Origin of the sequence: Lactococcus termiticola, from assembly GCF_003116835.1 — a bacterium.
GTDB classification, from domain to species: Bacteria; Bacillota; Bacilli; order Lactobacillales; family Streptococcaceae; genus Lactococcus; species Lactococcus termiticola.
Genome location: NZ_BFFO01000001.1, coordinates 108,029 through 133,171, shown reverse-complemented (window position 1 = coordinate 133,171; position 25,143 = coordinate 108,029). Strand labels below are relative to the sequence as shown.

26 protein-coding genes, 1 tRNA gene, 1 pseudogene and 1 riboswitch are annotated in these 25,143 nt (G+C 49.3%); of the genes and pseudogenes, 23 read left to right on the top strand and 5 right to left on the bottom strand.

The genetic code is table 11. From position 1 onward, the window contains the following. The first annotated feature begins 5 nt into the window (after positions 1 to 5). On the top strand, positions 6 to 497 hold the full coding sequence (locus tag NtB2_RS00655) for a PTS sugar transporter subunit IIA (protein ID WP_109245014.1): 492 nt from the start codon (positions 6 to 8) through the stop codon (positions 495 to 497). An 836-nt stretch (positions 498 to 1,333) separates the two neighbouring features. Here NtB2_RS00655 and treR read toward each other — a convergent pair. After that, complete coding sequence (gene treR / locus NtB2_RS00650; protein WP_109245013.1) at positions 1,334 to 2,050, bottom strand: trehalose operon repressor; 717 nt, start codon at positions 2,048 to 2,050, stop codon at positions 1,334 to 1,336. 107 nt (positions 2,051 to 2,157) lie between these two features. Between treR and NtB2_RS00645 the strand changes: the two genes are divergently transcribed. The 10 genes and pseudogenes from NtB2_RS00645 to NtB2_RS00600 all read left to right on the top strand — a co-directional run bounded on the left by NtB2_RS00645 (position 2,158) and on the right by NtB2_RS00600 (position 11,807). Beyond that, positions 2,158 to 4,188: a PTS sugar transporter subunit IIABC gene (locus tag NtB2_RS00645; protein WP_109245012.1), complete on the top strand. Its 2,031-nt coding sequence runs from the start codon at positions 2,158 to 2,160 to the stop codon at positions 4,186 to 4,188. A gap of 30 nt (positions 4,189 to 4,218) precedes the next feature. Then, positions 4,219 to 5,835: an alpha,alpha-phosphotrehalase gene (gene treC / locus NtB2_RS00640; RefSeq protein WP_109245011.1), complete on the top strand. Its 1,617-nt coding sequence runs from the start codon at positions 4,219 to 4,221 to the stop codon at positions 5,833 to 5,835. Positions 5,836 to 6,075: 240 nt separating this feature from the next. Further along, positions 6,076 to 6,279, top strand: a complete 204-nt coding sequence (locus NtB2_RS00635) for a hypothetical protein (RefSeq protein ID WP_109245010.1) — start codon at positions 6,076 to 6,078, stop codon at positions 6,277 to 6,279. Between the two features lie 4 nt (positions 6,280 to 6,283). Continuing rightward, a pseudogene (locus NtB2_RS00630) lies at positions 6,284 to 7,509 on the top strand (MFS transporter). 33 nt (positions 7,510 to 7,542) lie between these two features. Beyond that, positions 7,543 to 8,199, top strand: coding sequence for a Crp/Fnr family transcriptional regulator (locus tag NtB2_RS00625; protein WP_109245009.1), 657 nt, complete (start codon positions 7,543 to 7,545; stop codon positions 8,197 to 8,199). A 78-nt stretch (positions 8,200 to 8,277) separates the two neighbouring features. Then, positions 8,278 to 8,733 carry a tRNA (adenosine(37)-N6)-threonylcarbamoyltransferase complex ATPase subunit type 1 TsaE gene (gene tsaE / locus NtB2_RS00620; RefSeq protein ID WP_165814927.1) on the top strand — a complete coding sequence of 152 codons (456 nt, stop codon included), beginning with the start codon at positions 8,278 to 8,280 and terminating at the stop codon, positions 8,731 to 8,733. A 39-nt stretch (positions 8,734 to 8,772) separates the two neighbouring features. Further along, positions 8,773 to 10,110, top strand: a complete 1,338-nt coding sequence (locus tag NtB2_RS00615) for an LCP family protein (RefSeq protein ID WP_109245008.1) — start codon at positions 8,773 to 8,775, stop codon at positions 10,108 to 10,110. A gap of 163 nt (positions 10,111 to 10,273) precedes the next feature. Further along, positions 10,274 to 10,347: transfer RNA gene (locus NtB2_RS00610), tRNA-Arg, on the top strand. A gap of 175 nt (positions 10,348 to 10,522) precedes the next feature. Further along, positions 10,523 to 11,191, top strand: coding sequence for a hypothetical protein (locus tag NtB2_RS00605; RefSeq protein WP_109245007.1), 669 nt, complete (start codon positions 10,523 to 10,525; stop codon positions 11,189 to 11,191). After that, positions 11,097 to 11,807, top strand: a complete 711-nt coding sequence (locus tag NtB2_RS00600) for an NlpC/P60 family protein (RefSeq protein ID WP_109245006.1) — start codon at positions 11,097 to 11,099, stop codon at positions 11,805 to 11,807. Before NtB2_RS00605 ends, NtB2_RS00600 begins: the two co-directional genes overlap by 95 nt. 29 nt (positions 11,808 to 11,836) lie before the next feature. Here the strand turns inward: NtB2_RS00600 and NtB2_RS00595 are convergent, their stop codons facing one another. The 4 genes from NtB2_RS00595 to thiT all read right to left on the bottom strand — a co-directional run bounded on the left by NtB2_RS00595 (position 11,837) and on the right by thiT (position 13,935). Then, positions 11,837 to 12,190, bottom strand: coding sequence for a DUF3397 domain-containing protein (locus NtB2_RS00595; protein WP_165814926.1), 354 nt, complete (start codon positions 12,188 to 12,190; stop codon positions 11,837 to 11,839). A gap of 23 nt (positions 12,191 to 12,213) precedes the next feature. Continuing rightward, positions 12,214 to 12,762, bottom strand: a complete 549-nt coding sequence (locus tag NtB2_RS00590; protein ID WP_109245005.1) for a biotin transporter BioY — start codon at positions 12,760 to 12,762, stop codon at positions 12,214 to 12,216. Between the two features lies 1 nt (position 12,763). Continuing rightward, a complete protein-coding gene (locus NtB2_RS00585; protein ID WP_109245004.1) occupies positions 12,764 to 13,243 on the bottom strand; it encodes an aminoacyl-tRNA deacylase in 480 nt (159 codons plus the stop codon). A gap of 173 nt (positions 13,244 to 13,416) precedes the next feature. After that, entirely contained in the window at positions 13,417 to 13,935 is a 519-nt protein-coding gene (gene thiT, locus NtB2_RS00580) for an energy-coupled thiamine transporter ThiT (protein ID WP_109245003.1), read from the bottom strand. Between the two features lie 41 nt (positions 13,936 to 13,976). Next, positions 13,977 to 14,069, bottom strand: a riboswitch (TPP riboswitch). 184 nt (positions 14,070 to 14,253) lie between these two features. On the opposite strand from thiT, the gene NtB2_RS00575 reads away from it, so the two are divergent. From NtB2_RS00575 to NtB2_RS00520, 12 genes are all read left to right on the top strand, one after another. After that, positions 14,254 to 15,111 carry a MetQ/NlpA family ABC transporter substrate-binding protein gene (locus tag NtB2_RS00575; RefSeq protein WP_109245002.1) on the top strand — a complete coding sequence of 286 codons (858 nt, stop codon included), beginning with the start codon at positions 14,254 to 14,256 and terminating at the stop codon, positions 15,109 to 15,111. Between the two features lie 63 nt (positions 15,112 to 15,174). After that, entirely contained in the window at positions 15,175 to 16,287 is a 1,113-nt protein-coding gene (locus tag NtB2_RS00570) for a methionine ABC transporter ATP-binding protein (RefSeq protein WP_109245001.1), read from the top strand. Further along, the gene (locus NtB2_RS00565) at positions 16,287 to 16,979 is read left to right on the top strand and encodes a methionine ABC transporter permease (protein WP_109245000.1); all 693 of its coding nucleotides are present in this window, start codon (positions 16,287 to 16,289) and stop codon (positions 16,977 to 16,979) included. Before NtB2_RS00570 ends, NtB2_RS00565 begins: the two co-directional genes overlap by 1 nt. A 563-nt stretch (positions 16,980 to 17,542) precedes the next feature. After that, positions 17,543 to 17,836, top strand: coding sequence for a helix-turn-helix transcriptional regulator (locus tag NtB2_RS00560; protein WP_109244999.1), 294 nt, complete (start codon positions 17,543 to 17,545; stop codon positions 17,834 to 17,836). Then, the gene (locus NtB2_RS00555) at positions 17,760 to 18,539 is read left to right on the top strand and encodes an ABC transporter ATP-binding protein (protein ID WP_109244998.1); all 780 of its coding nucleotides are present in this window, start codon (positions 17,760 to 17,762) and stop codon (positions 18,537 to 18,539) included. Before NtB2_RS00560 ends, NtB2_RS00555 begins: the two co-directional genes overlap by 77 nt. After that, entirely contained in the window at positions 18,532 to 19,500 is a 969-nt protein-coding gene (locus NtB2_RS00550; RefSeq protein WP_109244997.1) for a FecCD family ABC transporter permease, read from the top strand. The genes NtB2_RS00555 and NtB2_RS00550 overlap by 8 nt, the downstream gene beginning before the upstream one ends. Then, positions 19,497 to 20,441 carry a FecCD family ABC transporter permease gene (locus NtB2_RS00545; RefSeq protein WP_109244996.1) on the top strand — a complete coding sequence of 315 codons (945 nt, stop codon included), beginning with the start codon at positions 19,497 to 19,499 and terminating at the stop codon, positions 20,439 to 20,441. Before NtB2_RS00550 ends, NtB2_RS00545 begins: the two co-directional genes overlap by 4 nt. Before the next feature lie 20 nt (positions 20,442 to 20,461). Next, on the top strand, positions 20,462 to 21,397 hold the full coding sequence (locus NtB2_RS00540) for an ABC transporter substrate-binding protein (protein ID WP_225867023.1): 936 nt from the start codon (positions 20,462 to 20,464) through the stop codon (positions 21,395 to 21,397). Beyond that, positions 21,397 to 21,849: a FeoA domain-containing protein gene (locus NtB2_RS00535; RefSeq protein WP_109244994.1), complete on the top strand. Its 453-nt coding sequence runs from the start codon at positions 21,397 to 21,399 to the stop codon at positions 21,847 to 21,849. The genes NtB2_RS00540 and NtB2_RS00535 overlap by 1 nt, the downstream gene beginning before the upstream one ends. An 18-nt stretch (positions 21,850 to 21,867) precedes the next feature. After that, positions 21,868 to 23,955, top strand: a complete 2,088-nt coding sequence (feoB, locus tag NtB2_RS00530; protein WP_109244993.1) for a ferrous iron transport protein B — start codon at positions 21,868 to 21,870, stop codon at positions 23,953 to 23,955. Then, entirely contained in the window at positions 23,942 to 24,082 is a 141-nt protein-coding gene (locus NtB2_RS08895) for a FeoB-associated Cys-rich membrane protein (RefSeq protein WP_109244992.1), read from the top strand. The genes feoB and NtB2_RS08895 overlap by 14 nt, the downstream gene beginning before the upstream one ends. 43 nt (positions 24,083 to 24,125) lie before the next feature. Beyond that, the gene (locus NtB2_RS00520) at positions 24,126 to 25,031 is read left to right on the top strand and encodes a LysR family transcriptional regulator (protein ID WP_109244991.1); all 906 of its coding nucleotides are present in this window, start codon (positions 24,126 to 24,128) and stop codon (positions 25,029 to 25,031) included. Positions 25,032 to 25,143: the final 112 nt, after the last annotated feature.

The window sequence follows — 25,143 nt, the reverse complement described above, 5'->3', positions numbered from 1 at the left end:
TAGCCATGTTTGGAAGAAGGAAAAAACAGCAGATAGAACTGATTGACGACCCGAAAATCTATGCACCGCTGGACGGCGAGGTGCTGGATTTGAGCGTTGTGCCCGACCCGATTTTTGCCCAGAAGAAGATGGGCGACGGCTTTGCTATCAAGCCAACGGGCAATAAGATTTACAGCCCTGTGGCCGGCAGCGTCATTATGAAAGAGGGCCATGCGGTTGCCTTTCGTCGCTTAGACGGCCTGGAAGTCCTCCTGCACTTTGGCCTGGACACGGTCGGTCTGACACCGTCGCCTGTTCGCCTGAAGGTCGCTGTGGGCGATGTGGTCGAGCCCGGCCAAGAAATCGGTAAAGCCGACTGGCTCCGTGTCGAAGCGAAGGGCCTGTCTATCATGACAATGGTCATCCTGACAAATAGCTCAGAAAAATTAGAAAAGCTTGAAATTGATTACCGAGAAGCCCAGGCTACTGAGCTTTTGGGGGAAGCGATTGCTAAGTAAAAGCCCGTTATAGGGCTTTTTTGCTAGACTTTTGAGGCAAGCATGCGACCAAGGGGAGCATTCTTGACCAAAAGTCTGCAAAAAAGGTTGTGGATAAGGCAAGCATGCGACCAAGGGGAGCATTCTTGACCAAAAGTCTGCAAAAAAGGTTGTGGATAAGGAAAGCATGCGACCAAAGGGAGCATTCTTGACCAAAAGTCTGCAAAAAAGGTTGCGGATGAGGAAAGCATGCGACTAAGGGGAGCATGCTTGACCAAAAGTCTGCAAAAAAGCTTGTGGATAAGGCAAGCATGCGACCAAAGGGAGCATTTTTGACCAAAAGTCTGTAAAAAAGGTTGCGGATGAGGAAAGCATGCGACTAAGGGGAGCATGCTTGACCAAAAGTCTGCAAAAAAGCTTGTGGATGAAGAAAGCGAAGCTTTTCTCATTCGTTGCAGAAAAGGTCCGTTTCGTTCCGGAAATTCTAAAAAAAGCACTGTGAGGCCGGAAGCAGACGCCTATGGCGTCTCATTCCTAGATGTCGAGCCCTGCGGTCTCTCCATCTGCCTACTTTCACAGTGTTTTTCAGAATTTTCTCCACTCCACTTGTGCCTGATTTTTAGGCTCTGTACGGATTTTTTATATACAAAAAGCCCCTGACTAAGAGGCTTTACATGAAGCAGAAATAAAAAGGCACTAATGGAGTTACAGAAAACTGCAGGCTTTTTCGTGGCAAAAAGGCAGTTCTGGAGACCGCAAGGGCTCCAGAACTAGGAATGGAAGCCGAAGGCTTCGCTTCCGGGCCCACAATAATGTCCGCAGTTTTCTGTGGCGGAATGGGCCTCATGAAAATAGATTTAGCGTTTCTGCCTCCGAGCAAACTCCGTAAACCTAAACTTATCCACCTGATGCCGGCTCTCCGTATATTGAAAGAGGCTGTTATCAAAAAGAAAGACCTGGCTCTTAATAGAAACCACATGCCGGTCCTGCTGGCCGAGATCCAGATACTTCCGGTCATCGTCGTGGACGAAGTCAACCGTGATTTCCTTTTGGGCGTAGGCGATATGCAGGCCGAGGACGTTCTCAAGATACTGATAAATACTGTCCTTGGCGATTTCAGGGCTGAGCTCTGGACAACGGTCTTTTCTGAGGTAGTCGAGGTCGAGGACGTAGGCCTTGCCGTCGATTTTACGCTGTCTAAGGATTCTAAAAACTTCAGAACCCAGAGGAAACTGGGTCAGTTTTTCCAGCTTTTCGTCGATTGTGATCGTCTCAAAGCTGACCACCTCAGTCTCAGAGACAAATCCCATCGATTCCTGGAGCTCCTTATATGAGGTCAGGCCAGAAATCGGGAACCTCAGCTTATCATGGGCAATGACAATACTGCCAAAGCCTTGCCGGCGTTGAATCAAGCCCTTGTCTTCGAGCAACTTGAGGGCAGTCCGGACGGTCTGTCGGCTGGCCCCGTAGAGTTCGGTCAGTTGGTGCTCGCTGGGCAGGAGCTCGTTTTCCTTATAGACATCCTTAAAAATTTCCTGCTCCAAAATAGAAGCGATCTTTTCATATTTTTTCATCTAAAAATATTTTATCATAAAAAAATAAGAAAACGCTTGCAACATATAAATTTTTATGTTACTATCTACTTGTACGAACAAGTGGATAAAAATAAGGAGGACATCCGATGTCGAAAAATCAGATTGTTTCAGCCCTCTCTGGCGAAGTGATTGAGATCTCAAAGGTCTCTGATCCGGTCTTTGCCCAGAAAAGCATGGGAGACGGCTTTGCCATCATCCCTCAAGAAAATAAAATTGTCAGTCCCCTCTCAGCCGAAGTCGCCCTCATACAAGGCCATGCCATCGGCCTGAAAACTGAAGACGGCGTCGATGCCCTCCTGCACCTTGGCATTGATACAGTCTCACTTGAGCCCTCTCCATTTGACTGGAATGTCAAAGTCGGCGACAAGATCGAAGCAGGCCAAGTCATCGGGACAGCCGACTGGGATGCCATCAAGTCAGCAAAGCTTGATACGACGAGCATGCTGGTCTTTCCAAACAGTGCAGAAAAATTAGAAGCCCTAGAGATTGCCTACGGTCCTGCAGAAGCTGGTGATGCACTAGGACAGCTGGTCCTCAAGGCTGCTGCAAGCTCAGCCCCAGCCCCTAAGAAGATGGCCCAGAGCCAGGAAGAGCTGGCCAGCTGGATTATCGATGCGGTTGGTGGCAGCGCAAATATCAGTAAGGTCATCCACTGTATTACCCGACTGAGATTTACGCTCAAAGATAAGGATAAGGCCAATGCAGAACTCATCCAGAGCTTCTCGGCAAAAGGCATCCCTTCTATCACAGCCCTTTACAACGCCAACCTCAACCAATACCAGGTCGTCATCGGCCAGGCCGTAGAAGATGTCTTTAATGAAGTTGTCGCCCAACTCCCTGAAAATGCCAGCGACGAAGCAGTAGAAGACAAGGCTAAAAAGAGCAAGAATCCTATCATCAGGGCCTTCCAAGTGGTCATCGGCACCATCACTGGCTCAATGATCCCAATCATCGGCCTCCTGGCTGCAGGTGGTATGATCAACGGGATTCTGGCCATGTTTGCCAAGGGCAACAACATCTTCAACCTCGTAGACCCGGCTGGGACGACCTATCAGGTTATCTCTATTCTTGCGATGACGCCATTTTATTTCCTGCCTGTGTTGGTCGGCTTTTCAGCGGCCAAGCAGATTGCTCCGAAAGATAGCAGCCTGCCCTTTATCGGTGCGGCTGTCGGTGGCTTCATGATTAACCCAGGTCTGATGAACCTGGTTAGCCCTCATGTGGCTGACGGCAAACTCGTTGAAGCTCCGGCTGCTGTGGCGAATTTCCTGGGCGTTACTTTTAACACCAGCTACTTCGGTATTCCAGTGGCCCTGCCAAACTATGCCTACACCATCTTTCCGATTATTGTCGGTGTGGCGATTGCAAAACCACTCCATGGATGGTTGAGAAAGGTCCTACCTCTGGCTCTGCGTCCTATCTTCCAGCCGATGATTACCTTCTTTGTGGCGGCTTCTATCGTTCTGCTCCTGGTTGGTCCAGTCATTTCTACACTCTCATCTGGTATCGCCTTTGTCATTGACCAGCTCTTGAGCTTGAACCTGGGTATCTCAAGCCTGATCATCGGTGGCCTCTATCAGGTTCTCGTCATCTTCGGTCTCCACTGGCTCGTCGTCCCATTGATTTCTCAAGAAATCGCGGCGACTGGTCAATCAACACTCAACATGATTGTCAACTTTACCATGTTTGCACAGGGGGTCGGAGCCCTCACGGTCTTCTTTAAGACCCGCAAGCAAGACCTCAAGGGGCTCTCACTGCCAGCGGCTTTCTCTGCCTTTACTGGGGTTACTGAGCCAGCGATTTACGGGATTACCCTCAAATACATTCGTGTCTTCATCATGAGCTCGATTGGTGCCGCTGTCGGTGCTGCTGTCGCAGGCTTTGGCCATCTCAAGATGTTTGGCTTCTCAGGCTCACTGATTGGCTTCCCAAACTTTATCTCTAACCCTAAGACTGGCGAACATCCAGCCGGCAACTTCCAGCTCTTCTGGATTGCCATGGCGGTCTGTGCGGTCGTGACCATCCTTCTGGTCTGGTTCTTTGGCTACAAGGATACTGACGAGATGGGCAAGGGCATGGATAAAAAGAATGTCTTCAAAGATGCCGTTTCTAAATAAAACATCATCATAATAGAATGTAGAAAGCCTATGACAAATTTTCATAAAAAAGTAATTTATCAGGTCTACCCCAAGTCCTTTCTTGATACGACAGGCAATGGCCTGGGTGATCTCAAAGGTATTACGACAAAGCTTCCTTATTTAGAGGAATTAGGGATTGATATGATTTGGCTCAATCCCTTTTATCCTAGTCCTCAAAAGGATAATGGCTACGATATTTCAAATTATAAGGCGATTGATCCATTATTTGGTGACTTTGACGACTTTGATGAACTGGTCAATACGGCCAGGGCACACGGTATCGAACTCATGCTGGACATGGTCTTAAACCACGTCTCGACCGAACACGAATGGTTTCAAAAGGCTTTGGCTGGCGACGCCTATTATCAGGACTTCTTTATCATAAGAGAGCAGCCGACTGACTGGAAGTCCAAGTTTGGTGGCTCGGCCTGGGCTCCCTTTGGCGAGACTGGCAAGTACTACCTCCATCTCTACGATGTTAGCCAGGCTGACCTGAATTGGCGGAATCCTGCAGTGCGAGCGGCCCTGATTGATGTGGTTAATTTCTGGCGGGCCAAGGGGATTTCTGGCTTCCGATTTGATGTGATTAATGTCATCGGCAAGGACGAAGTCCTCAAGGACAATCCCGATTTTGACGGAAAATTTGAATATACGGACAAGGCCATTGTCCATGATTATCTGAAAGCCTTGAATGAAGCCAGCTTTGGTCAAGATGCCCGGTCTGTCACGGTCGGTGAGATGAGCTCGACCACGATTGGTAACTCGATTCTCTATACCCAGCCTGACCGGCATGAGCTCAGTATGGTCTTTAATTTTCACCATCTCAAGGTCGACTATGAAAAGGGCGAAAAATGGACCAAAACGGCTTTTGATTTTGAAAGTCTGAAAAAGCTTTTTCATGAATGGGGCGAGCAGATGTCCATACATAAGGGTTGGAACGCCCTCTTCTGGAATAATCATGACCAGCCCAGGGCTTTGAATCGCTTTGTGGATGTCGAGGCTTACCGGGAAAAAGGGGCGACCATGCTGGCGGCCAGCATCCACCTCAGCCGGGGCACACCATTTATCTACATGGGCGAGGAAATCGGCATGGTCGACCCTGATTTTGAGCGGGTCGAAGACTATGTTGACCTGGAGTCGCATAACGCCTATGCTGAGATGTTGGTGGCTGGAAAGACGGAGGCTGAGGCCTTTGAGATTCTCAAGGTCAAGTCGAGAGATAATTCTAGAACGCCCATGCAGTGGGATGATGGACCAAACGCTGGCTTTACGACTGGCCAGCCCTGGTTGAAGCTCGGTAGCCACCAGGACATCAATGTTGCCAAGGAAAAAGACGGCGAGATTTTCAAAGCATATCAGAGCCTGATTAAGCTCAGAAAAGAGCAGCTCCTCATCTCAGAAGGCGACTACGCTCCTGCCCTGCAAGACTCACCCGATGTCTACGCCTTTTATAGGACTTATCAGGGGCAGAAGCTTTTGGTGCTTAATAACTTTAGGGCTAAGGAGGTTGAGGTCCAGATTCCAGAGGCCTTTGACGGGGCTGAAGTCTTCTATAATAATTATGAGAGCTATGAAGCGGGTCGACTGGCTCCTTATCAGAGTTTGGCTTTGCTTATTGAACAATAAGACAACGAGTGAAAGAAAACAGCAAAAAAGCAGTAGTGAAATAAGGCAAACCTGGGGGCTGCAAGGGCTCCTGGCCTCACTACCGCTTTTTTGCTGCTTTCTGGAACGAAGCAAAGCCTAGAGGCTAAGTTAACAAATGATAACAAAAAATCTATACATAAAATGTACTTTGAGTCGGCGAACGAGAGGAGTATCATAATGAAGTACAAAAAATTAATTTCATAAGCAAAGGAGATCAACATGAAATTTGAATTTAAGAGCCTCTCAGTCTACGAAGAAGAACGGATGCCTAACTATGTGGCCAATGGCCGTCTGCCATACGTCATAGCCGACTTTGACAGCATGGATGCTGCCATCGAATATGTCGCTGCCCACAAGGGCTTCCTGACCACTGCTGACGGTAGCCGGGCCTTTGAAGTTCGTAATATTCAACGGGTGGACTAAACTTGTGAAAAAAGAAAAATTATTTACCAGGACTTTTTTATTTAATACCGTATTAAGTTTCCTATATTATATTGTTTTTTATCTGTTGACTTCATCGATTGGTACCTATGCTTTAGATGTCCTTCATCAAAGCACAATGATCAGTCTCTCACTTTCAAGCATCTTCGTCATCGGTGCCCTGATTGGCCGGGTCTGGACCGGGATTTCCATCAGCCAGATGGGCATGAAACGCCTGCTCTATATTGGAGGAGCTCTCTTCTTACTAGTGACCTTTGCCTACTTTGTCACTAAAAATATCCCCTTGCTCTTCTTGGTCCGCCTGGTTCAGGGGGCTGGCTTTGGGATTGCGGCGACCGCTTCAGGGACTGTCGCAGGACAGGTTGTGCCTGTGTCAGTCGTCGAGGTGAAGGAATCGGCTACTATGCCCTCTCTGTCACACTGGCGGCGGCTGTTGGCCCTGCCCTCTCGATCATGATTTATTCTAGCTATGGTTTCTCTGTCCTTCTATTGATGGGGATTGCCCTGCTCCTAGTCAGCTTTGCCTTGACCTTATTTGTCAAGGTGACCGAATTGACCGAAGCAGAAAAGGCAGAAGCCCTGGCCAATCAGCCCAAGGGGATCGATCGTTATATCGAAAAGGCAGCCCTTCCGATTTCTATCGTGGCCTTCCTGGCCGGCTTTATCGACTCTGCTATCTTGACCGGTATGGGTTCCTTCTCACTCGACCTCAAGATTCCCCTGGCAGGTAGCCTCTTCTTTACCATGTATGCCCTCTTGATTTTCTTGTCAAGACCTTTTACAGGCCGGCTCTTTGACACTAAAGGAGACAACTGGGTCTGGTATCCAACCTTTGTCTTCTTTGCCCTGGCCATGCTTGGTGTGGGTCTAGCTGGCTTCTTTAGACCAGCCCTCGGCTTTGTGATTCTCCTGATTGCAGGGGCGGCCTTTGGGCTTGGTTATGGGGGCGTGGCTCCTTTTGGCCAGGCTGTGGCCATTCGGGATTCTGACAAGCACCGGATTGGTGTGGCGACGTCGACCTTCTTTGGTTTCTTAGACCTTGGGGTCGGTGGTGGACCGATTGTGCTCGGAGCCATTATTCCCATGCTTGGCCCTGAGATGATTGGTTTTAGAAACCTTTATCTTTACAGTGCTCCAGCCGTTGTTCTGGTTGCCTTGATTTACTTTTTCATTCATGGCAAGAAGCAAAAGAATTCAGGTCAGCATGCTTAATGTGATAGAATGTTAAAAAGAGGAAGTAAGGAAATGCAGGACTTAGACTATCTTATAGAAATATTGAAGAAAAAGGACGTAAAGGTTATCAATCGCAAGAAGTATAATTACATCATGTATCAGGGGATAGAGACGGATTATGTTTATCTCTTGCTTGAGGGTGTGGTTAAGATTTCCAGTGTCCTCAAGGACGGCAGGGAGTTTAACATTTTTTATGTGACCGAGACAGATTTTATTTCCTTATTGGAAGACAGTTCTGATGGAGAAATCGCAGCTGCCTATAATGCCAGGGTCGAGAGCGACGAGGTCAGCTTTTACCGGATTCCCCGACGTGACTTCTGGCGATGGGTTGAAGAGGATTTCAGACTCTTTAAGATTGTCAACGATTTTTATAAACGCCGTTTAGTCATGAACTTGAGCATCTTCCAGAATATGACCGTCAAAGGAAAAAAGGGAGCTGTCTGTGCTCATCTCTACGATATGATTGAGACTTTTGGCATCAAAAAGCCAGAAGGCATCCTGATTGATTTCCCAATGACCAATGAAGACATTGCCGGCTTTTGTGGTATTTCGTCCAGAAGCTCGGTCAACCGGATCCTCCACGACTTGAAGGGGGAGGGGGTTATTGACATTATCGACGGCCAGATTATGATTTATGACCAGCATTATTTGAGAAATTTCGTGGATTAAAAAAGAGGCGGGCCTAGGGCTCGGCTTTTTCTTTTTGCTCTCTTGCCTCTGCCGATAAAATGGTGCTATAATAAGGACATGAAATTCAACGAAAAAGAAATGTTGGCCTTTGCTGAAAAGCTAGGTAGAGTCTTGACTCCGGGCGACATCATCGTCTTGACCGGTGAGCTGGGGGCTGGTAAGACAACCTTTGTGAAGGGCCTGGCCCTGGGTCTTGAGATTCATCAGATGATTAAGAGCCCGACCTACACGATTGTCCGGGAGTATGAAGGGGGCAGGCTTCCGCTTTATCACATGGACGTCTACCGGATTGGCGACGACCCAGACAGCTTTGATATGGACGACTATCTCTTTGGCGAGGGCGTCTCTGTCATCGAGTGGGGGGAGCTGTTGGGACAGGACCTGCCGGATGCTTATCTGGAGATTATTCTGGACAAGTATGCTGAGAGCTATGAGACCGATGGGGCCAGGGAGATTCGCTTGATGCCACACGGAGAGCACTATCAAGAGCTACTTGGCAAATTTGCCTTGTAGTCGGCTTGTCTATCGGAGATAATTTGTTATAATTTAACTATGAAACTTTGGCAAAAAAGTCTGTTAATGGTCGCAGGAATTCTCCTTGTGACGGCTGGAGCTGGCGTAGTCTACGTCATGACAGTCCTCAACAGCACAACAAAGACCTTAAGTGCAACATTTACGGATGTTGGAAACAAGAACACAGCTAAAACTGTCAAAGCGACAGAGCCTCTGACGATCTTGCTGATGGGGGTGGATACTGGTGGCGACGGCCGGGGCGACTCAAACTCCTGGGATGGGAATGCTGACTCCTCTATTTTGATGACGCTCAATCCTAAGACCAAGACCACGACGATGGTCTCTATCGAGCGGGATACCCTGTCCAATATCTTGGATGGCGACGGCAATATCGTCAGCACAGCTCCAACGAAATTGAATTCGGCCTACCCAAGTGGCTATAATAATGGTGGATTTAACTCTGCCGTTTCCTACGCCATGAAGACCGTTGGCCTTCAAGCTGGCCTCGATGTTGGTAATTTCGTGACCATGAACTTTGATGGCCTGATTGATCTGGTCAATGACGTTGGTGGTATCGATGTGGACAATACCTCAGGGACGACCCTCTTCATTTCTGATACAGAGCCTCAATATACGGCCACCGTCGAGCAGGGCAAGCAACACCTCAATGGCGAGCAGGCCCTGGTTTATGCCCGTGACCGCCATCACCGTGCTAACGGCGACTATGGTCGTGCCGCTGCCCAGCGGGAGGTCATTACCTCAGTCATGAAGAAGGTTTTGGCTGTTGACAATATTACCCAATACCAGAAATTCTTGAATGACATTTCAAAAGACTTCAAGACGAATATCCCTGTCTCTGCCTCTACAATCACTTCATTTTTGGGCTACAAGGACTGCTTTGACAAGATTGTCTCTGTCCAGTATCAAGGCCTCAGCTATGACGGGACTGACGGGGCTTCATACCAAATCACACCTGAAGCCACTGCCTTGGCTGTCCAAAATGTCATGCGGAAGTCTTTGGCACAGAGCGTCCTCACGAGTCTTGACCCTAATTTGGTGACCTATGAGAACTATACCAATAGTCAGGCGTCGTCCTTCTTCCTGCCCTCTGCGACAGTGACCGAAGGCAAGAAGGCCGAGACTTATGGGGTCAATCAAGACGGTAGTCTGGTTGCGATTAACTCTAGTAATTCTGGACTTTATGTTGGGATTGATGGGTCGTCCCTGTCGTCGAGTGATTCGGCTTCAGATAGTTCTGCGTCCTCTCAAACAGCAGATGCGTCAACTGAGACGACACCAGCTGCTCAGGGCGGTGGAGCCACAAGTGATGACACGACTACTTATGACCCAGCAACTGCTAGCACAACATACCAATAATTGCAGAAAAAAATAAAATATGATAGACTGAATGAGTTGACTTGTTCAGTCTTTCTATGGTCCGATAGCTCAGCTGGCTCAAAGCACTGCTTTGAGGTTGTGGATAGGGAAAACGTAAGTTTTCTTCCCTACTATCCAGCTGCGGTATCCTACCTTTATTTATGGTCCGATAGCTCAGCTGGATAGAGCATTCGCCTTCTAAGCGAACGGTCGAGGGTTCGAATCCCCCTCGGATCATCATAAATCGCACTAAAAGCCCTTTGTTTAGGGCTTTTTTATTTTTTTGTGCCAAATTCAAGCTAAAGGGAATTCCTATTTTAGTGATTTCTAAGTTGTTTGAACTTTTAATTATCGAATTATGTTATAATTAAGATATGAAAAATAAAGCTAAAGCTAGAGCATCATTTTAGGAATGGCTGCTTTAGTCGCGCTAGCGACTACTGCTCACGTTCAGCACAAGGCAGAGGCGGCGACGGTCAAGCAGGAAAAAATCTATCGTCTCTACAATGCCAAAAATGGAGAACATCTCTATACAAACAGCTTCTGGGAGGCCTATGTCAATGGGACCCAGCATGGCTGGAGCTATGAAGGGGTCTCTTGGAAGGCGCCTAAATCGGGGGATGCGGTACACCGCCTCTATAATCCAGGTCTGGGACTGCACATGTATAGCTCAAGTAGCTATGAAATCAGCGTGATTAGCCATCAAGGTTGGAAAGATGAGGGGGTTGCCTTTTATTCTCAGAACAAGGCTTCAGGGGCTGTCCCGATTTATCGCCTCTACAATCCTAACGGCCAGCACCTTTACAGTTCATCGGCTTGGGAAAAGACGGTCTTGAGCACTCAAGGCTGGCGTTATGAAGGCGTGGCCTATTATGCTTATCCTGCAGGGATTCCACAGGCTCAAAATAAGATGAACCTTTCTGTAAAAGAAGCTTCAGGGGCCTTGACCATCACTGCTTCAGATAATCTTGGCACATCAGTCACAGATGTCTATCATCCAAGCATTGTTCAAACAGGGGGGCCAGTCAATGGCGAGCAATGTTCACCTGCCAACCTGGTCGCTTGCCAATGGGCAGGATGATATTGCCTGGTATTCTGGGGCAAATGTGATGTTTAATGCAGAAAAAAATATTCATCCAGGTAACCAAGGACAGTATCAGACGGATGCTTATGCAACGGTTCTTGGCAAGCAGTTTGGTGTCGCAAGCCTCAAGTATAATGTCTCTTATACTCCGAATGTTTCAAGCGGGAATGCCATCATTGAGCGAGCAATCGCTAATGGCTTGAGTTTGGTTGGTCGAAGTCCTTATAATTTTGGTGGCGGACGAAATACAGCTGACCAGCTTCGCAATTCATTTGACTGCTCAAGCTTCGTATCCGCAATGTTTGCGAGGGCGGGACACACGATTGATAATCAGGCGACAACATCGACCTGGTCGCTCCAAACAAAGGGAATCGGCGTTTCTGCTGGCAATCTCCGTCGTGGTGACCTCATCATCATGAACTTCCCAAATGGCGAAGCCCATGTGGTCATCTACCTCGGCAACGGCTATATTCTTCACGATTCATCAGGTTCGCCGACGGTAGGTGTTGGTGTCAACCGCATCACAGACGTCTGCAATGCTCCGGGATGGTGGGGCATGAGCTGGCAACAAATGTTCAGTTGGGCCCATACCTATATTCGTCGGGTCGCATAAAAAAAGGACTTCCAAATTTGGAAGTCTTTTTATATTAACACCATGATAAACAAGCCCACATAGATAACCAAAGTAATAAAAAATGTAATCCGCCACCAAAGCTTCAAAAAGCGAAACCAGCTAAAGGCCTTGTAGTAGAAAAGGTCAAGGAGGAGCAAGACCAGGGCCAGACCTGAAATGATCAAGAAGTAGTAAGGAAGAATCCCAAAGCCAGCCAGCTTTTTAGAAAAGATTTCCAAGCCGATGATCAGGAAAATCGTAAAGATGTCTGGAATCTTTAGCTTATAGTTCGTAATTTTTCTCAGCCTAAAGAACTTAAAGACAAAGACGAGAAAAATAAAGAGAAGGATGGGGTAGAGCCCCATAAGAATCTTGATCAGCATAGTTTTATTTTATCTGTTTTCCCCTAGTTTGTAAAGTAGGGCTGGCTTCGGCGAAGGATTGGCAAGAGGGAAAGGCTGACAATCGAGCTGACGACGGCCTTGAGCAGTTCAATCGGTACAAAGGGAAGAAAGGCCAGCTCAAAGGCAGACTGCCAGGAGGCATGGTTGTAAGTCTTAAACCAGAAGCTACCAATCAAAAGAATCAGGGCAAAGCCCAGAAGATTAATCAGAAAGCTAAGCCAGGGCTTGTGCTGATAACGGGTCAAGACCAGAGACATCAGGAGACCAACCGGTAGAAAGGCCAAGAGAAAGCCACCTGTCGGCCCAAAGAGGACACCAAAGCCAGAGCCACCGGCAGAAAAGACAGGCAGGCCGACCCCGCCTAAAAGCAGGTAGACCAGGATGCTGAGAAAGGCTTCACGGGGCCTGAGAAGGCTAGCAACGATGCCGACCGCCAGAGTCTGTAGTGTGATAGGGACCGGCCCAAAAGGCAGGGCCAGAGGAGAAAAAACTGCCAAGATGGCAGCTCCTAGGGCGATGAGGGTAATGGGATATATTTTTGATGGGGTCATTTTAGGACTCTCGAATACTTTCAAATTTGGCTTGGACAAAGTCAGCCAACTCTTGGGGATTGACCTCGATGCTCCGGCCGAGCTCGCCTGCAGAGACGATCATGGTCTCTTTTTCCAGGGCGATGGGGTCAATATAGATAGGAAACTTCTTGGTCTGCCAGATGCCGACGGGGTTGTTGGCCCCGTGAACATAGCCGGTGGTAGCCTGGAGGTCTTTTTGGGGAATCATGTGGACCTTTTTATTGCCGGAAATAATGGCCAGCTTCTTTTCAGAGAGGTGCTCAGTCAGAGGCAGGATGCCGATGATGGGACCAGTCTTATCGCCAATGAGGGCGAGGGTCTTGTAGATGTCGCTTCGGGCGATGTCAGCAGACAGTCCAGCCCCTTCGAGGGCGTTGATGGAGAGGCTCCGGTAGGGAATCTTTGCCTTGTCTAAAATCTGCTCGACCAGTGTTTTTTTGACTTTTGCTTTTTTTGACATTGTTTTATTATAACCAAAATTAGGGGAAAGGACAATATTTGAAGTTTATAAAAAGGCCGTCTGATAGCAGCCTTTAGGATGTAGATGGGCTTTGTTTACATTCTGGGAATTCTGAGAAGCACTCCTATTAGTTTCTACGCATCTCGTCATTGACGTGATGTTTTAGAGAGCACTTATCCCAACAACTTAGGGAATCGCTTAATCAAAATCAGTCCAGCAATCACAGCAAAGCCTGCTGTGATCAAACCGCTGACGCTATTGACAATCAGCGAATAGAGGGTGGCCGAGTAGCCAGGCCAGGCGAAGCTACTCCAGAAGATGATGCCGGCCAGAAAGTGAATGACGTACTTAATGAGGACAACGACGAGGATGCCAAGGCCGACAAAGCCGATATTCTTCTTAGAAAAGAAGCCGGTCGCACCGGTGATGATCGGAGCGAGAATGTACTCGAGAATGGCCTGGGCGGGGACCAGGATAAAGGCCTGTCCGAGGGCAATGGTTAATAAGCCCCAGACGAGGCCGCCGGCCATGCCGGCCCAGGGGCCCCGGCGGTAGCCCAGAAGCAGGATCGGCAGGACACCGATTTCCATGGTCATCCAGCCAAAAAAGGTATGGGGGATGAAATTGAGGACGGTGGCGAGTGCCGCAGCGAGTGCGACTTCAGCCAAGAGGCGGGTTCTTAAATTTGACATAAAAAATCTCCTTGTGTGCACGAGGAGGGTCTGAGCGAGCTAAAAAAGCTACTGCAGCATCCCTACGCAGGTATGAACCTGATCAGGTCAGATGGTTTTTCTCAACCGCTTTCGCGATACCCATTGTGCAAAAATATTGGTTTACAACAATAAGTATAGCACAGAATCCTGCCCAGGGCCAGGTTCAAAAATCGCAAAACGCTGCCCGCCTAAAAATTTTTTATGGCGGCATTTATAAAATTGTAAGGCCAACTTCCATCGAAACTGCTAAAATTTTTCATATAGCAAAAATGTAGAACGAATCAGAGGAGAAATCTTATGCATCCAAGAAATCGCAATATCTTGATCACGGTCGCCGTGATTATCGTCGTCGCAGTGGCTGCCTTCCTTACTTTTGGCAACAATAAAAAGGGAAATGCTAGCTCAAAAACCGTCAATGTCGGCATCATGGCTCCGACAGCCCAGGACAAGGAAGTCAACGAGGCCTGGGTCAAAGAAGCCAAGGATAAATATGGCATCAACATCAAATTTACCCAGTTTACAGACTACACCCAGCCTAACAAGGCCCTGACCAATGGCTCTGTCGACCTCAACCAATTCCAGCACTATGCCTTCTTGGCAGCCTGGAACAAGGCCAATAAGTCAGACATCGTGCCGATTGGCGACACCATCATCACGCCAATTCATCTTTATTCTAACAAATACAAAGAACTCTCTGAGTTGCCAGACGGGGCATCTATCGCCCTGCCAAACGACCCATCCAATGAATCACGTGGCCTCTACCTTCTCGAAGGCAAGGGTCTGATCAAGCTGAAGGTCTCAGGCGACACACTGGCAACACCGTCAGACGTGACTTCAAACCCTAAGAATCTCCAGTTCAAGCTCTTGGATGCCGCTCAAACGGCCCGGGCCTTGGATTCAGTCGATGCGTCAATCATCAACCAGAACTATGCGGCTTCAGCTAACATTCCGCTCAGCAAGTCAATCGCTGTCGAGCCTCTTAACGTAAACGCCCACCAATGGATCAACTTCATTGCGGCCAACAAGAAGGACGAAGACAATGCGACCTACAAGGAAGTGGTCAAGGCCTTCCAGTCTGATGCTGTCAAGTCAGCCATTAAGAAGGCCTACTCAGACGGTAGCGAGCTGGCCGCCTGGGACTTAAAATTGAAATAAAGGCAGTAGAAAGATAGTCAGAGGCCACGTGAGCGGCCTCTTTGCATTTAGAAAGGAGAGGCTATGACAGCGATCATAGAACTCAATAATATAGGCGTCAAATTTAAGCAAAAGAAGAAGGAGATTGTCGCCGTTGACAATGCGACCCTCCATGTTGAAAAGGGTGATATTTATGGCGTGATTGGCTACTCTGGAGCCGGAAAATCAACCCTGGTCCGGACCATCAACCTCCTGCAAAAGCCGACCGAAGGCCAGATTATCATCAATGGCGAGAAGGTCTTTGATGCAGACAAGTCCGTGAAATTCTCAGGGACCAAGCTGAGAAGATTCCGGCAAAAAATCGGGATGATTTTCCAGCACTTTAACCTGCTGTCTGAAAAGACGGTCTTTGCCAATGTTAACTTTGCCCTGAACCACACCCAAATCGAAGATGAAAAGACAGGTAAGCTCCGCTATCTGACCAAGGAAGAACGGAAAAAGAAGGTCGATGAACTCCTCGAGCTGGTCGACCTGACTGAGCTGGCGGAAAAATACCCTGCCCAGCTCTCAGGCGGGCAAAAGCAACGTGTGGCCATTGCCCGTGCCCTGGCCAATGACCCTGAAATCCTGATTTCAGATGAGGGGACCTCAGCCCTTGATCCGAAGACGACCAACCAGATTTTGGACCTGATTAAGGACCTCCACGACCGGCTGGGCCTGACCGTGGTCTTGATTACCCATGAAATGCAGGTGGTCAAAGAAATTGCCAATAAAATTGCCGTCATGCAGGACGGCCGAATCATCGAGCAAAATTCGCTGATTGGCATCTTCGCTGAGCCAAAAGAGGCTTTGACCAAGCAGTTTATCGAGACGACCTCGAGCGTCAATCGCTTTATTGCTGGCCTGTCGAAGACTGAGCTCTTGGGCCAGCTCTCAGAAGATGAAGAGCTGATTCACGTTGACTTTGGTGAAAACACGATTACTGAGCCCCTGATTTCTCAGATTAATAAGAACTATGACGTGACGACAAGCATCTACTATGGTAATGTCGAGGTCCTGCAGGGTCAGACCCTGGGATCGCTCGTCATCAGTCTCAAGGGCTCTCGTGATGCTAGAGATGAGGTCAAGGCATTTTTGAAGGCTTCGGACATCAAGTTTGAAGACCTGAGTCGTATTAAAGAAGGAGGACAAGCCTAATGGAGAGCTGGTTACAACATCTATTACCAAACGTGATTAATATGGGCTGGCTGGGTGATTATGGCTGGCAGACTTCGATTATTCAGACCTTGTATATGACCTTCTGGTCAGGGATTCTGGGGGGACTCCTGGGCTTGATTTTCGGGATTCTCTTGGTCGTGACTGACAAGGGCGGAATTGCTCCAAATCGGCCGGTCTTCTGGATTGCAGATAAGATTGTCTCATTATTTAGGGCCTTTCCCTTTATTATCCTGCTGGCAATCATCAGTCCGCTGACTTATTCGATCATTCACACGACGATTGGCCCGACAGCAGCTCTGATTCCGCTGACACTGGGGGTCTTTGGCTTCTATGCCCGTCAGGTGCAGGCTGTTTTGGAGAATGTCGACAAGGGCAAGATTGAGGCGGCTCATACTGTGGGGGCGGACTTTATTGATATCATCTTTACCGTCTACCTGCGGGAGGAGCTGACCGCCCTGATTCGTGTGTCGACCGTGACCCTGATTTCCCTCATTGGCTTTACAGCCATGGCGGGTGCCATCGGTGCCGGAGGTCTTGGAAATACGGCGATTACAGCCTATACAAACTTCCAGTTTGATGTGACCTATGTCGCTTCTATCGGAATTTTGGTCCTCGTCTTTATCGTACAGATCATCGGCGACGGCATTGCGAAACGGGTGTCGCATCGATAAATTTATGGAAAGTGGCTTTGTGGCTACTTTTTTTGTTTTGTGCTGGGAGTCGCTTCGTTCCAGAAATCCGGGAAAGATGCAGTGGGGCACGCAAGCAGACGCCTTTGGCGTCTCATTGCTAATTTCTGAGCCCTGCGGTCTCATAAATTGCCTTATTCCACTGCATTTTCCCAGATTTCTGGAACGAAGCTGGTATCTTTTAATAAATTTATCAGGATGATTGGAGAAGAGGGATTAGGTTTGAAATGGCACAAGTGGAGCTGTAGGCTGGCTGGAGGGAACTTTGAAAATAGGCAAATGGCGAGACCGAAAGGCTCGACATTTAGCAATGAAACCGAAGCTTTGCTTGCCCCATGCGACTTGCTGCTTTAGCAGCTTAGCGAGCATGGAGAACGTAGTGGCAGAGCCACGGAGATGGCCTCACAGTTCCCTCCAACCAGCCTACAGCGGACCGACTTCCAGAGCAGAAAAATCATATTTCAACAACCTTGAAAATTGTCTATAAAAATGGGATAATGGAGGATGTAAAAAACATTTGACAAACAAGAGAAAGCGAGGCTGAAATGGAAAATAAGATCCGAGAATTGAGACGTGTCAATAAACTCTCTCAAGAAGATTTGGCCCATATCGCTCATGTGAGCCGCCAGACCATCAACGCCATAGAAAATGATAAATATGACCCAGAGCTTACTCTGGCTTTCAAGCTTGCCGAAACGCTGAAAACAACGGTTGACGAGCTCTTTAACTATCAACCAAGTCAAGCGAAAAGGAAAGAAGACGATGTATTTTGGTGCGAAAAATATCAGTGTGTCCTTTGGAAAAGAGCAAGTGCTGAAAAACATCTCGCTCGAGATTAAAGAAGGAAAAACCACAGCCATTATCGGTGTCAATGGCTCTGGTAAGTCGACCTTACTCAGAAGCCTGGGCCGGCTCAATAAATACGAGGGCGAAGTCCTCTATCAAGACCAGGAGCTGGGCCGGCTCTCACAAAGAGAAATCGCCCGGCATCTGGCACTCTTGCCACAAAAGACGGAGACACCGACCGATATCACCGTCTACGACCTGATTGCCCTGGGGCGTTTTCCCCATCAGGGGCTGATGCAACAGAGACTGAGCAAGGAGGATGAAGACTTCCTTGAGCAGATCATGTGGGACACGGAGACCTGGGAGCTGAGGGATGAAAAGCTCGAATCCCTCTCTGGTGGCCAACGTCAGCGGGTCTTCATCAGCATGATTTTGGCCCAGGATACCGACCTGATCCTGCTCGATGAGCCGACAACCTATCTGGACATGGTTCATCAGCTGGAGATTTTGACGCTTCTAAAGAGCTTTGCTGAAAAGCTGGGCAAGACCGTCGTCTATGTGATTCACGACCTTAACCATGTCGCCCGTTTTGCTGACGAGCTCCTGGTCTTAAAAGAGGGCCAGCTGGTCGCTAGTGGACCCGTCACTGAGGTCTTTACAGAGAAGCTGATTCAGGACTGCTTTGGCCTCAGGGTCCGCCTGGGCGAGGATACTTTTACAGGCCACCGGATGATTTTGGGGATTCAAAATGTCTAAGCGGTCCTTTACGATTATCTTTGCTGTCAATATCCTCCTCATCCTGCTTTTTGGCCTGCTTTATCTGAGTTTAGGCGATAAGACCTATGGCCTCAATGAACTCTGGACGAATCCTGTTGTCTTATCCTTACGCCTGCCACGTCTTTTAGGTGTCGTCCTCACGGCGATTCTCCTATCGAGCTCTGGCTTTTTAGTCCAGGCCATGACGAGAAATCCGATTGCTGAGATGAGTACGCTGGGGATTTCTGGCGGGGCGAGTCTTGCCCTGTCGATCCTCCTGGTCTTTGGCTGGTCGACGACGGGCTGGTTCAGCTCAATTTTTGCGAGTCTTGGGGCCTTTCTTAGCCTCCTCTTAGTTATTGCCTTTGCGGCCAAGAGCCGTTTTCAGCCACTTCGACTGATTCTCGTCGGGACCTCTATCGGTCTCTTTACGAGCTCGCTGGCGGCCAGTCTGACCTTTTACAGCCACAACAGCCAGGCTTATTTCCTCTGGGTGGTCGGTAGCTTTTCTGGCCTGACCATGGCCAAGCTGGAAATCCTTTCTGGGGCTGTCGTCCTCCTTGTCGCTCTTATTCTGGCCTTTCAGAGGCCACTGGCTCTACTCAGTTTTGGCGATGACATGGCGACCAGTCTCGGCCTCTCGGTAAACCGGCTCAGACTTTTGGTCATGGCCCTGGTCGCCCTGGCTTCAGGCGTGAGCGTGGCAGCGGTCGGTGTCCTCAGCTTTGTTGGCCTGATTGCCCCTCAGCTGGCCAAAAGCCTGACCAAGGCTAAATTTGGCCAGGGCCTGCTCTTGAGCAATAGCATTGCCGTCCTCCTGCTGATTCTAGCCGACCTCTTGGCTAGGACGCTGATTTCTCCCTACGAATTTCCGGCGGGAGCCCTGACCATGCTAATTGGAGCCATCTTCTTTATCAGCCTGGTCAACCGCCAAGATAAAAGAAGGGAGGCGAGAAAATGAAAAAAGCCTTCTTTCTAATCATCGGCCTCCTCATGGTCCTGGTCCTCCTTGACCTGACCCAGTTTTCAACGGATGTTCAGCTCTTGAGCCTACTCGTCCCTGATTTTAGGTTACCGAGACTCCTGGCCGTGCTGGGAGCCGGCTTTGCTCTCTCGCTTTCTGGTTTGATTTTGCAGTCATTGACCAAGAATCCACTAGCTGATGGTGGGACCCTGGGCCTGACCTCTGGGGCTAGCTTTGGGGCTGTGGCCTTCTTGCTAATCCTGAGCAAGCTCCATCTGACGGGCTTTTGGAGTCATGCCTATCCGCTTTTTGCCCTCTTGGGCAGTCTCCTAGCCTTCTTCCTGATTTATATCTTTGCCCTCAAGCGTCAGCTGAGCAATACCCGGCTCTTATTGACCGGGATTGCCCTGACTGCCCTCTTTCAGGCCCTGATTACCATGGGCCAGCTGTCCATCAACAGCTTTGACTTCCAGCAGGTGGCGACCTGGCTTTCTGGCGATGTCTGGCAGAGCGACTGGGCCTATCTTGGCCTGGTCTATGCTCTCCTCCTGATTGCCCTCGCCGTCTATCCCTTTTATCTGAAACGCCTAGAGGTCTTAAATCTAGGGGATGAGCTGGCCTTGAGCCTGGGCCTTGATTTACAGCGAACCAAGTTCCAGCTTTATCTGCTGGCGACGGCCTTTGCGATGATTGGGGTTCTCCTCGTCGGTGGTCTTGGCTTTGTCGGCCTGATTGCTCCCCATATTGCAGGCGAGCTGACCGGCTTCAAGCTCAGGGCTAAGTCGCTGATGGCTGGCCTTGTCGGCATGCTGATTCTGGTCTTTGCCGACCTGCTCTCCCAGCTCCTGATTTATCCGTCTAGCCTGCCGATCGGCTTTCTGGTCGCCTTTATCGGGGCACCCTATTACATTTATTTGATTCAAAAGAAATTATCCTAAAAGGAGTGAACATAGACTTGATGAAGAAAAAAATAATCACAGCAGGCCTTGCAGGCATCGCCCTCTTGAGCCTCGCGGCTTGTGGCACGAAGAACACGTCTACAGATAGCAACAAGACCAAGGAAGTGACCGCCCTCAACGGCAAGGTTAAGGTCCCTGAGACGCCAAAGCGGGTCGTCATCCAAAACTATCCGGATGAGGCTCTGGCCCTGGGCAGTAATGTGGTTGGGACCGACTCTTGGGCCTATGCTAACCCCTATCTCTCGGCTGACCAAAAGAAGGGCCTCACAGACCTCGGAGCTCCGAGCTTTAACCTGCAAAAGTTAGTCGGTCAAAAGCCTGACCTAATCGTCACGGTCGACAAGACCCAGGTTTCAGACCTGGAAAAGGTTGCCCCGACCGTCCTCGTCAATTACCAGGACCTGGGCAACCTCCACAAGTCGATGGACTATTTTGCGGATTTGCTCAATCGCAAAGATGAAGAAAAGGCCTTTTTCAAGAAGTTTGATGCTGAAGCGGATAAGCAAAAAGAAAAGCTCAAAACGGCCGGTGTTGACACATCAAAAGCCACTGCCTCTATTCTTGAGCTCTCAGGCGACAAAATCTATGCCTACGGCGACAATTTTGCCCGTGGTGGTCAAGCTCTGACGACTGGCCTTGGCTTCAAAGAATCCGACAAGATGGCTGAGCTCTCTAAAGGAGCTGGCTTTGCTGAGGTTAATGCCGAGTCCCTCAAGGCCTTTGACGCTGACTGGCTCTTCATTGACTACAAGCCAGCAGATGCAGGCCAATACAAGGCCCTGCAGGCCAACCCAAGCTGGAAGGAGCTCAAGGCGGTCAAAGAGGGCCACGTTGTCGTCATGGACTACAACAAGGTCTACTTCTTTGGCGGACCCAAGGCGACACTGGCTGAACTGCCACTTTATACGGACGCCATCATCAAGGTTGCTAAATAATGAAGACACTCGATCGTGCCCATCCTGGGCAAGTCTACTATGTTGACCGCCTTCTGCCTGGGGCGACTAAGCTAAAGGAGCTGGGCTTTCGGCAGGATGCCAAGGTGCTGTTGGTATCATTGACGGGCGAGTTAGCCATTGTCAAGGTCATGGATGCTAGGCTGGCCCTGGATATGAGTCAGCTTAAGCAGGTTTGCATCAAGGACCAGCTGGCAGATGAGACCCTGCTTGGCCTCGATAGCTTGAAGGCTGGCGAGACCGGCATTGTCCGCCTAATCGAAGCCGAGCCAAAGACCCGCCATCATCTGATGGATATGGGCATTACCCGGGGGACCAGCATCTATGTCAGAAAGCTGGCCCCTATGGGCGACCCTATGGAGCTTCATCTGAGAGGCTATGCCTTGTCGCTCAGAAAGGCAGATGCCCGGCAAATCAAGGTCGTCCTCCAATAAATAGGAAGCGGGACACACATGAAGAAAAGTATTGCCCTCCTGGGTAATCCAAACTCTGGCAAAACCAGTCTCTTTAATAAATTAACCGGTGGCAGTCAACAGGTCGGCAACTGGCCTGGTGTGACCGTCGAGCGAAAGTCAGGCCTCTATCGAAAAGACAAGGAGGTCATGATTCAGGACCTCCCTGGGATTTATTCCCTTTCGCCTTATTCGCTGGAAGAAGAGGTCTCAAAGCGCTATCTCCTTGAGACGCCACCTGATTTGGTCATCAATATTATTGATGCGACCAATCTGGAACGCTCGCTCTACCTGACCTTGCAACTTCTCGAGCTGGACATCCCTCTGATCATTGGCCTCAACATGATGGACCGGATGACCAAGGAGTCAGGCCGGGAGATCGATGTCGACCGGCTTTCTTATAGTCTTGGTCTGCCAGTCATTCCGATTTCTGCCCTAAAAAATCAGGGGCTGGACAGGCTGATGGCGACGGCTCTCTCCCATGAGGACAGGGTCAGCTTTCAATATGATGAACGGCTGGAAGTCGCCCTGGCTGAGATTTCAGAGCTCTTGGGCGAGAAAAATCGGCATGCCCGCTATGATGCCCTTCAGGCCTTTGAAGCGTTGCCAGAAGGCTTGAGCGACCGTCAAGCCCAAGAAATCCAGAGCATTGTTAAAATGACTGAAAAAATCTTTGATGACGATGCCAGCTCGATTGTCGTCAACGAACGCTATGACTTGATTGGCCAGATGACCCGCCTCTGCCTGAAAAATACAGGCAAGGCCGACCAGTTGACCGACAAGATTGACCGGCTGATTACCAATAAATGGCTGGGCCTGCCAATCTTTGTCTTAATCATGTGGATGGTCTACTACCTGTCGATTCAGACGGTCGGAAAACCCTTGAGCGACTGGCTGACTGATGACTTTTTTGCTGGCTGGCTGACGGGGCAGGTCCAGGAGTTGATGGCGACGACACATATTGTTGGCTGGTTACAGAATCTTGTCAATGACGGGATTCTCGCAGGCCTAGGTGCAGTCCTCGGCTTTGTCCCACAGATTTTTGTCCTCTTCTTGCTTCTCGGCATTCTTGAGGATTCTGGCTACATGGCCCGGGTGGCCTTTGTCATGGACCGCCTCTTCCGCCGTTTTGGCCTGTCAGGCAAATCTTTTATTCCTATGCTGATTTCATCAGGTTGTGGTGTGCCTGGGATTATGGCGACCCGGACGATTGAGCAGGAGCAGGAGCGGAAAATCACGATTATGATTACCACCTTCATGCCCTGTTCGGCCAAGCTCCCGCTGATTGCCCTGATTTCTGGCGCCTTCTTTAGACAGGCCAGCTGGGTGGCTCCTTCGGCCTATTTTCTGGGTGTTGGGATGATCATCGTCTCAGGCATCATGCTCAAAAAGACTCGGATGTTTGCCGGTGATACTTCGGCCTTTATCATGGAGTTGCCCAGTTACCATCTGCCTGGCCCTGGAACCGTCCTCAAGTACGCCTGGGACAAGGCCTTTAGCTTTATCAAGCGGGCTGGAACCTTGATTTTTATAGTCAATGTTCTGATTTGGTTTTTGGCGAATTTTAACTTTAGCCTCCAGATGGTCGATACCGAGCAGTCTGTCCTAGCCCAAGTGGGTAGTTGGCTGGCCCTGCTTTTTGCCCCGCTCGGCTTTGGCGAGTGGCGGGCCGTTGTAGCCACATTGACCGGCTTTTTGGCCAAGGAGACCGTCGTCGGGACCATGGGCGTCCTCTATGCTGGTGGGAGCGGTGAAAACCGGCAAGTTCTCTGGCAGAGCCTGTCGATAGCCTATGTTCCGCTGGCCGCTTATTCCTTCTTGGTTTTTAATCTGCTCTGTGCCCCTTGTGTGGCCGCCGTCTCGACCATTGCCAAAGAGATGGGCGATATCAAATGGACCCTGCGGGCGATTGCCTTTCAAACCGGCCTGGCCTATGCGATGAGCTTTATCATCTATCAGCTGGGGGAGGCTCTGGCTGTCGGACATTTAGGCTGGCTTAGCCTTGCTGCCCTCTTGATTTTGGCCTTCGGCCTCTACCTTATCTTCAGAAGTCCTAAAAGAAGGGAGTTAGCCTATGAATCTCTCTAGCCTTGTGCTGATTATCATTATCGCAAGTTTGCTCGCCTGGTCCATCCGGCGGGCCATCAAGTCCAAAGGAGCCTGTGAGGACTGTCATTGCTCCTGTCCGGTCAATGAAAAAAGTCCTAAAAGATGATATAATGAAGCCAATTTATTTTTAGTAACTCAAAGGAAAGTTTATGAATATCAAACAACTACGATATGTCGTCGCCATCGCAAATACGGGGACTTTCAGGGAGGCCAGTGAGCAGCTCTTTGTCAGCCAGCCCTCTATGTCGATTGCTGTCAAAGACCTGGAAGAAGAGCTCGGCTTTCAGATTTTTGACCGGAAAAATACTGGAGCCACGTTGACTGTCGAAGGCGAACGTTTCTACGAGCAGTCCCAGGTCATCCTGCGTGACTTTGATAGCTTTGAGGCCAAGTATTCCAAACCTCAAGAGGTCGAAAAGCACTTTTCGATTGCCAGCCAGCACTATGATTTTTTGGCTCCGGTCGCTGTTGATTTTTCAAAGAAGAATCCTGAAGTTAAAAACTTCAGAACCTTTGAGTCGACGACCTTCAACATCCTCCAAGAGGTTGCCCAGGGCCATTCAGAGCTGGGCGTGGTCTATCTGAACAAGTTTAATCGCTCAGGAATCATCCGGATGTTGGACAAGCTGGAGCTGGATTATGAAGAACTCTTTCTTTCTCAGACTCACATCTACCTTCGTAAGGATCATCCTCTGGCCAGCAAGGAAAGCATCCGTCCAGAAGAGCTCAAGGGCCTGGACCGGGTGCGATTTACCCAGGAAAATGAGCAGTTCCTTTATTATTCTGAAGACCTGGTCGAGACCTTTGAAAATACCTATATCTATAATGTGACCGACCGGGCCACATTGAATGGCATCCTCGAGCGAACTGACGCCTATGCCACCGGTCTAGGATTCGTCGACCTGGAATCCGTCCACAATGTGACCGTCGTCCCACTTGAAGGCGACCACGGCAATAGCCTGATCCTCGTTAAGCACAAGGGTCAGCCACTTTCTGCGGCCGCCCAGTCTTATAAGCGGAGTCTGGAAGTTTATTTTGAGGCACATCGCTTTTAGGCAGTTAATGAAGAAGGCAGAAGCTTTCTTTTTTAGTTTTCGATAAATTTGGCTTTCCCCGGCGGAAGGGCTCAGTAGCCTAAAAACTAGAAAAAAACCAAGAAATAGTGTA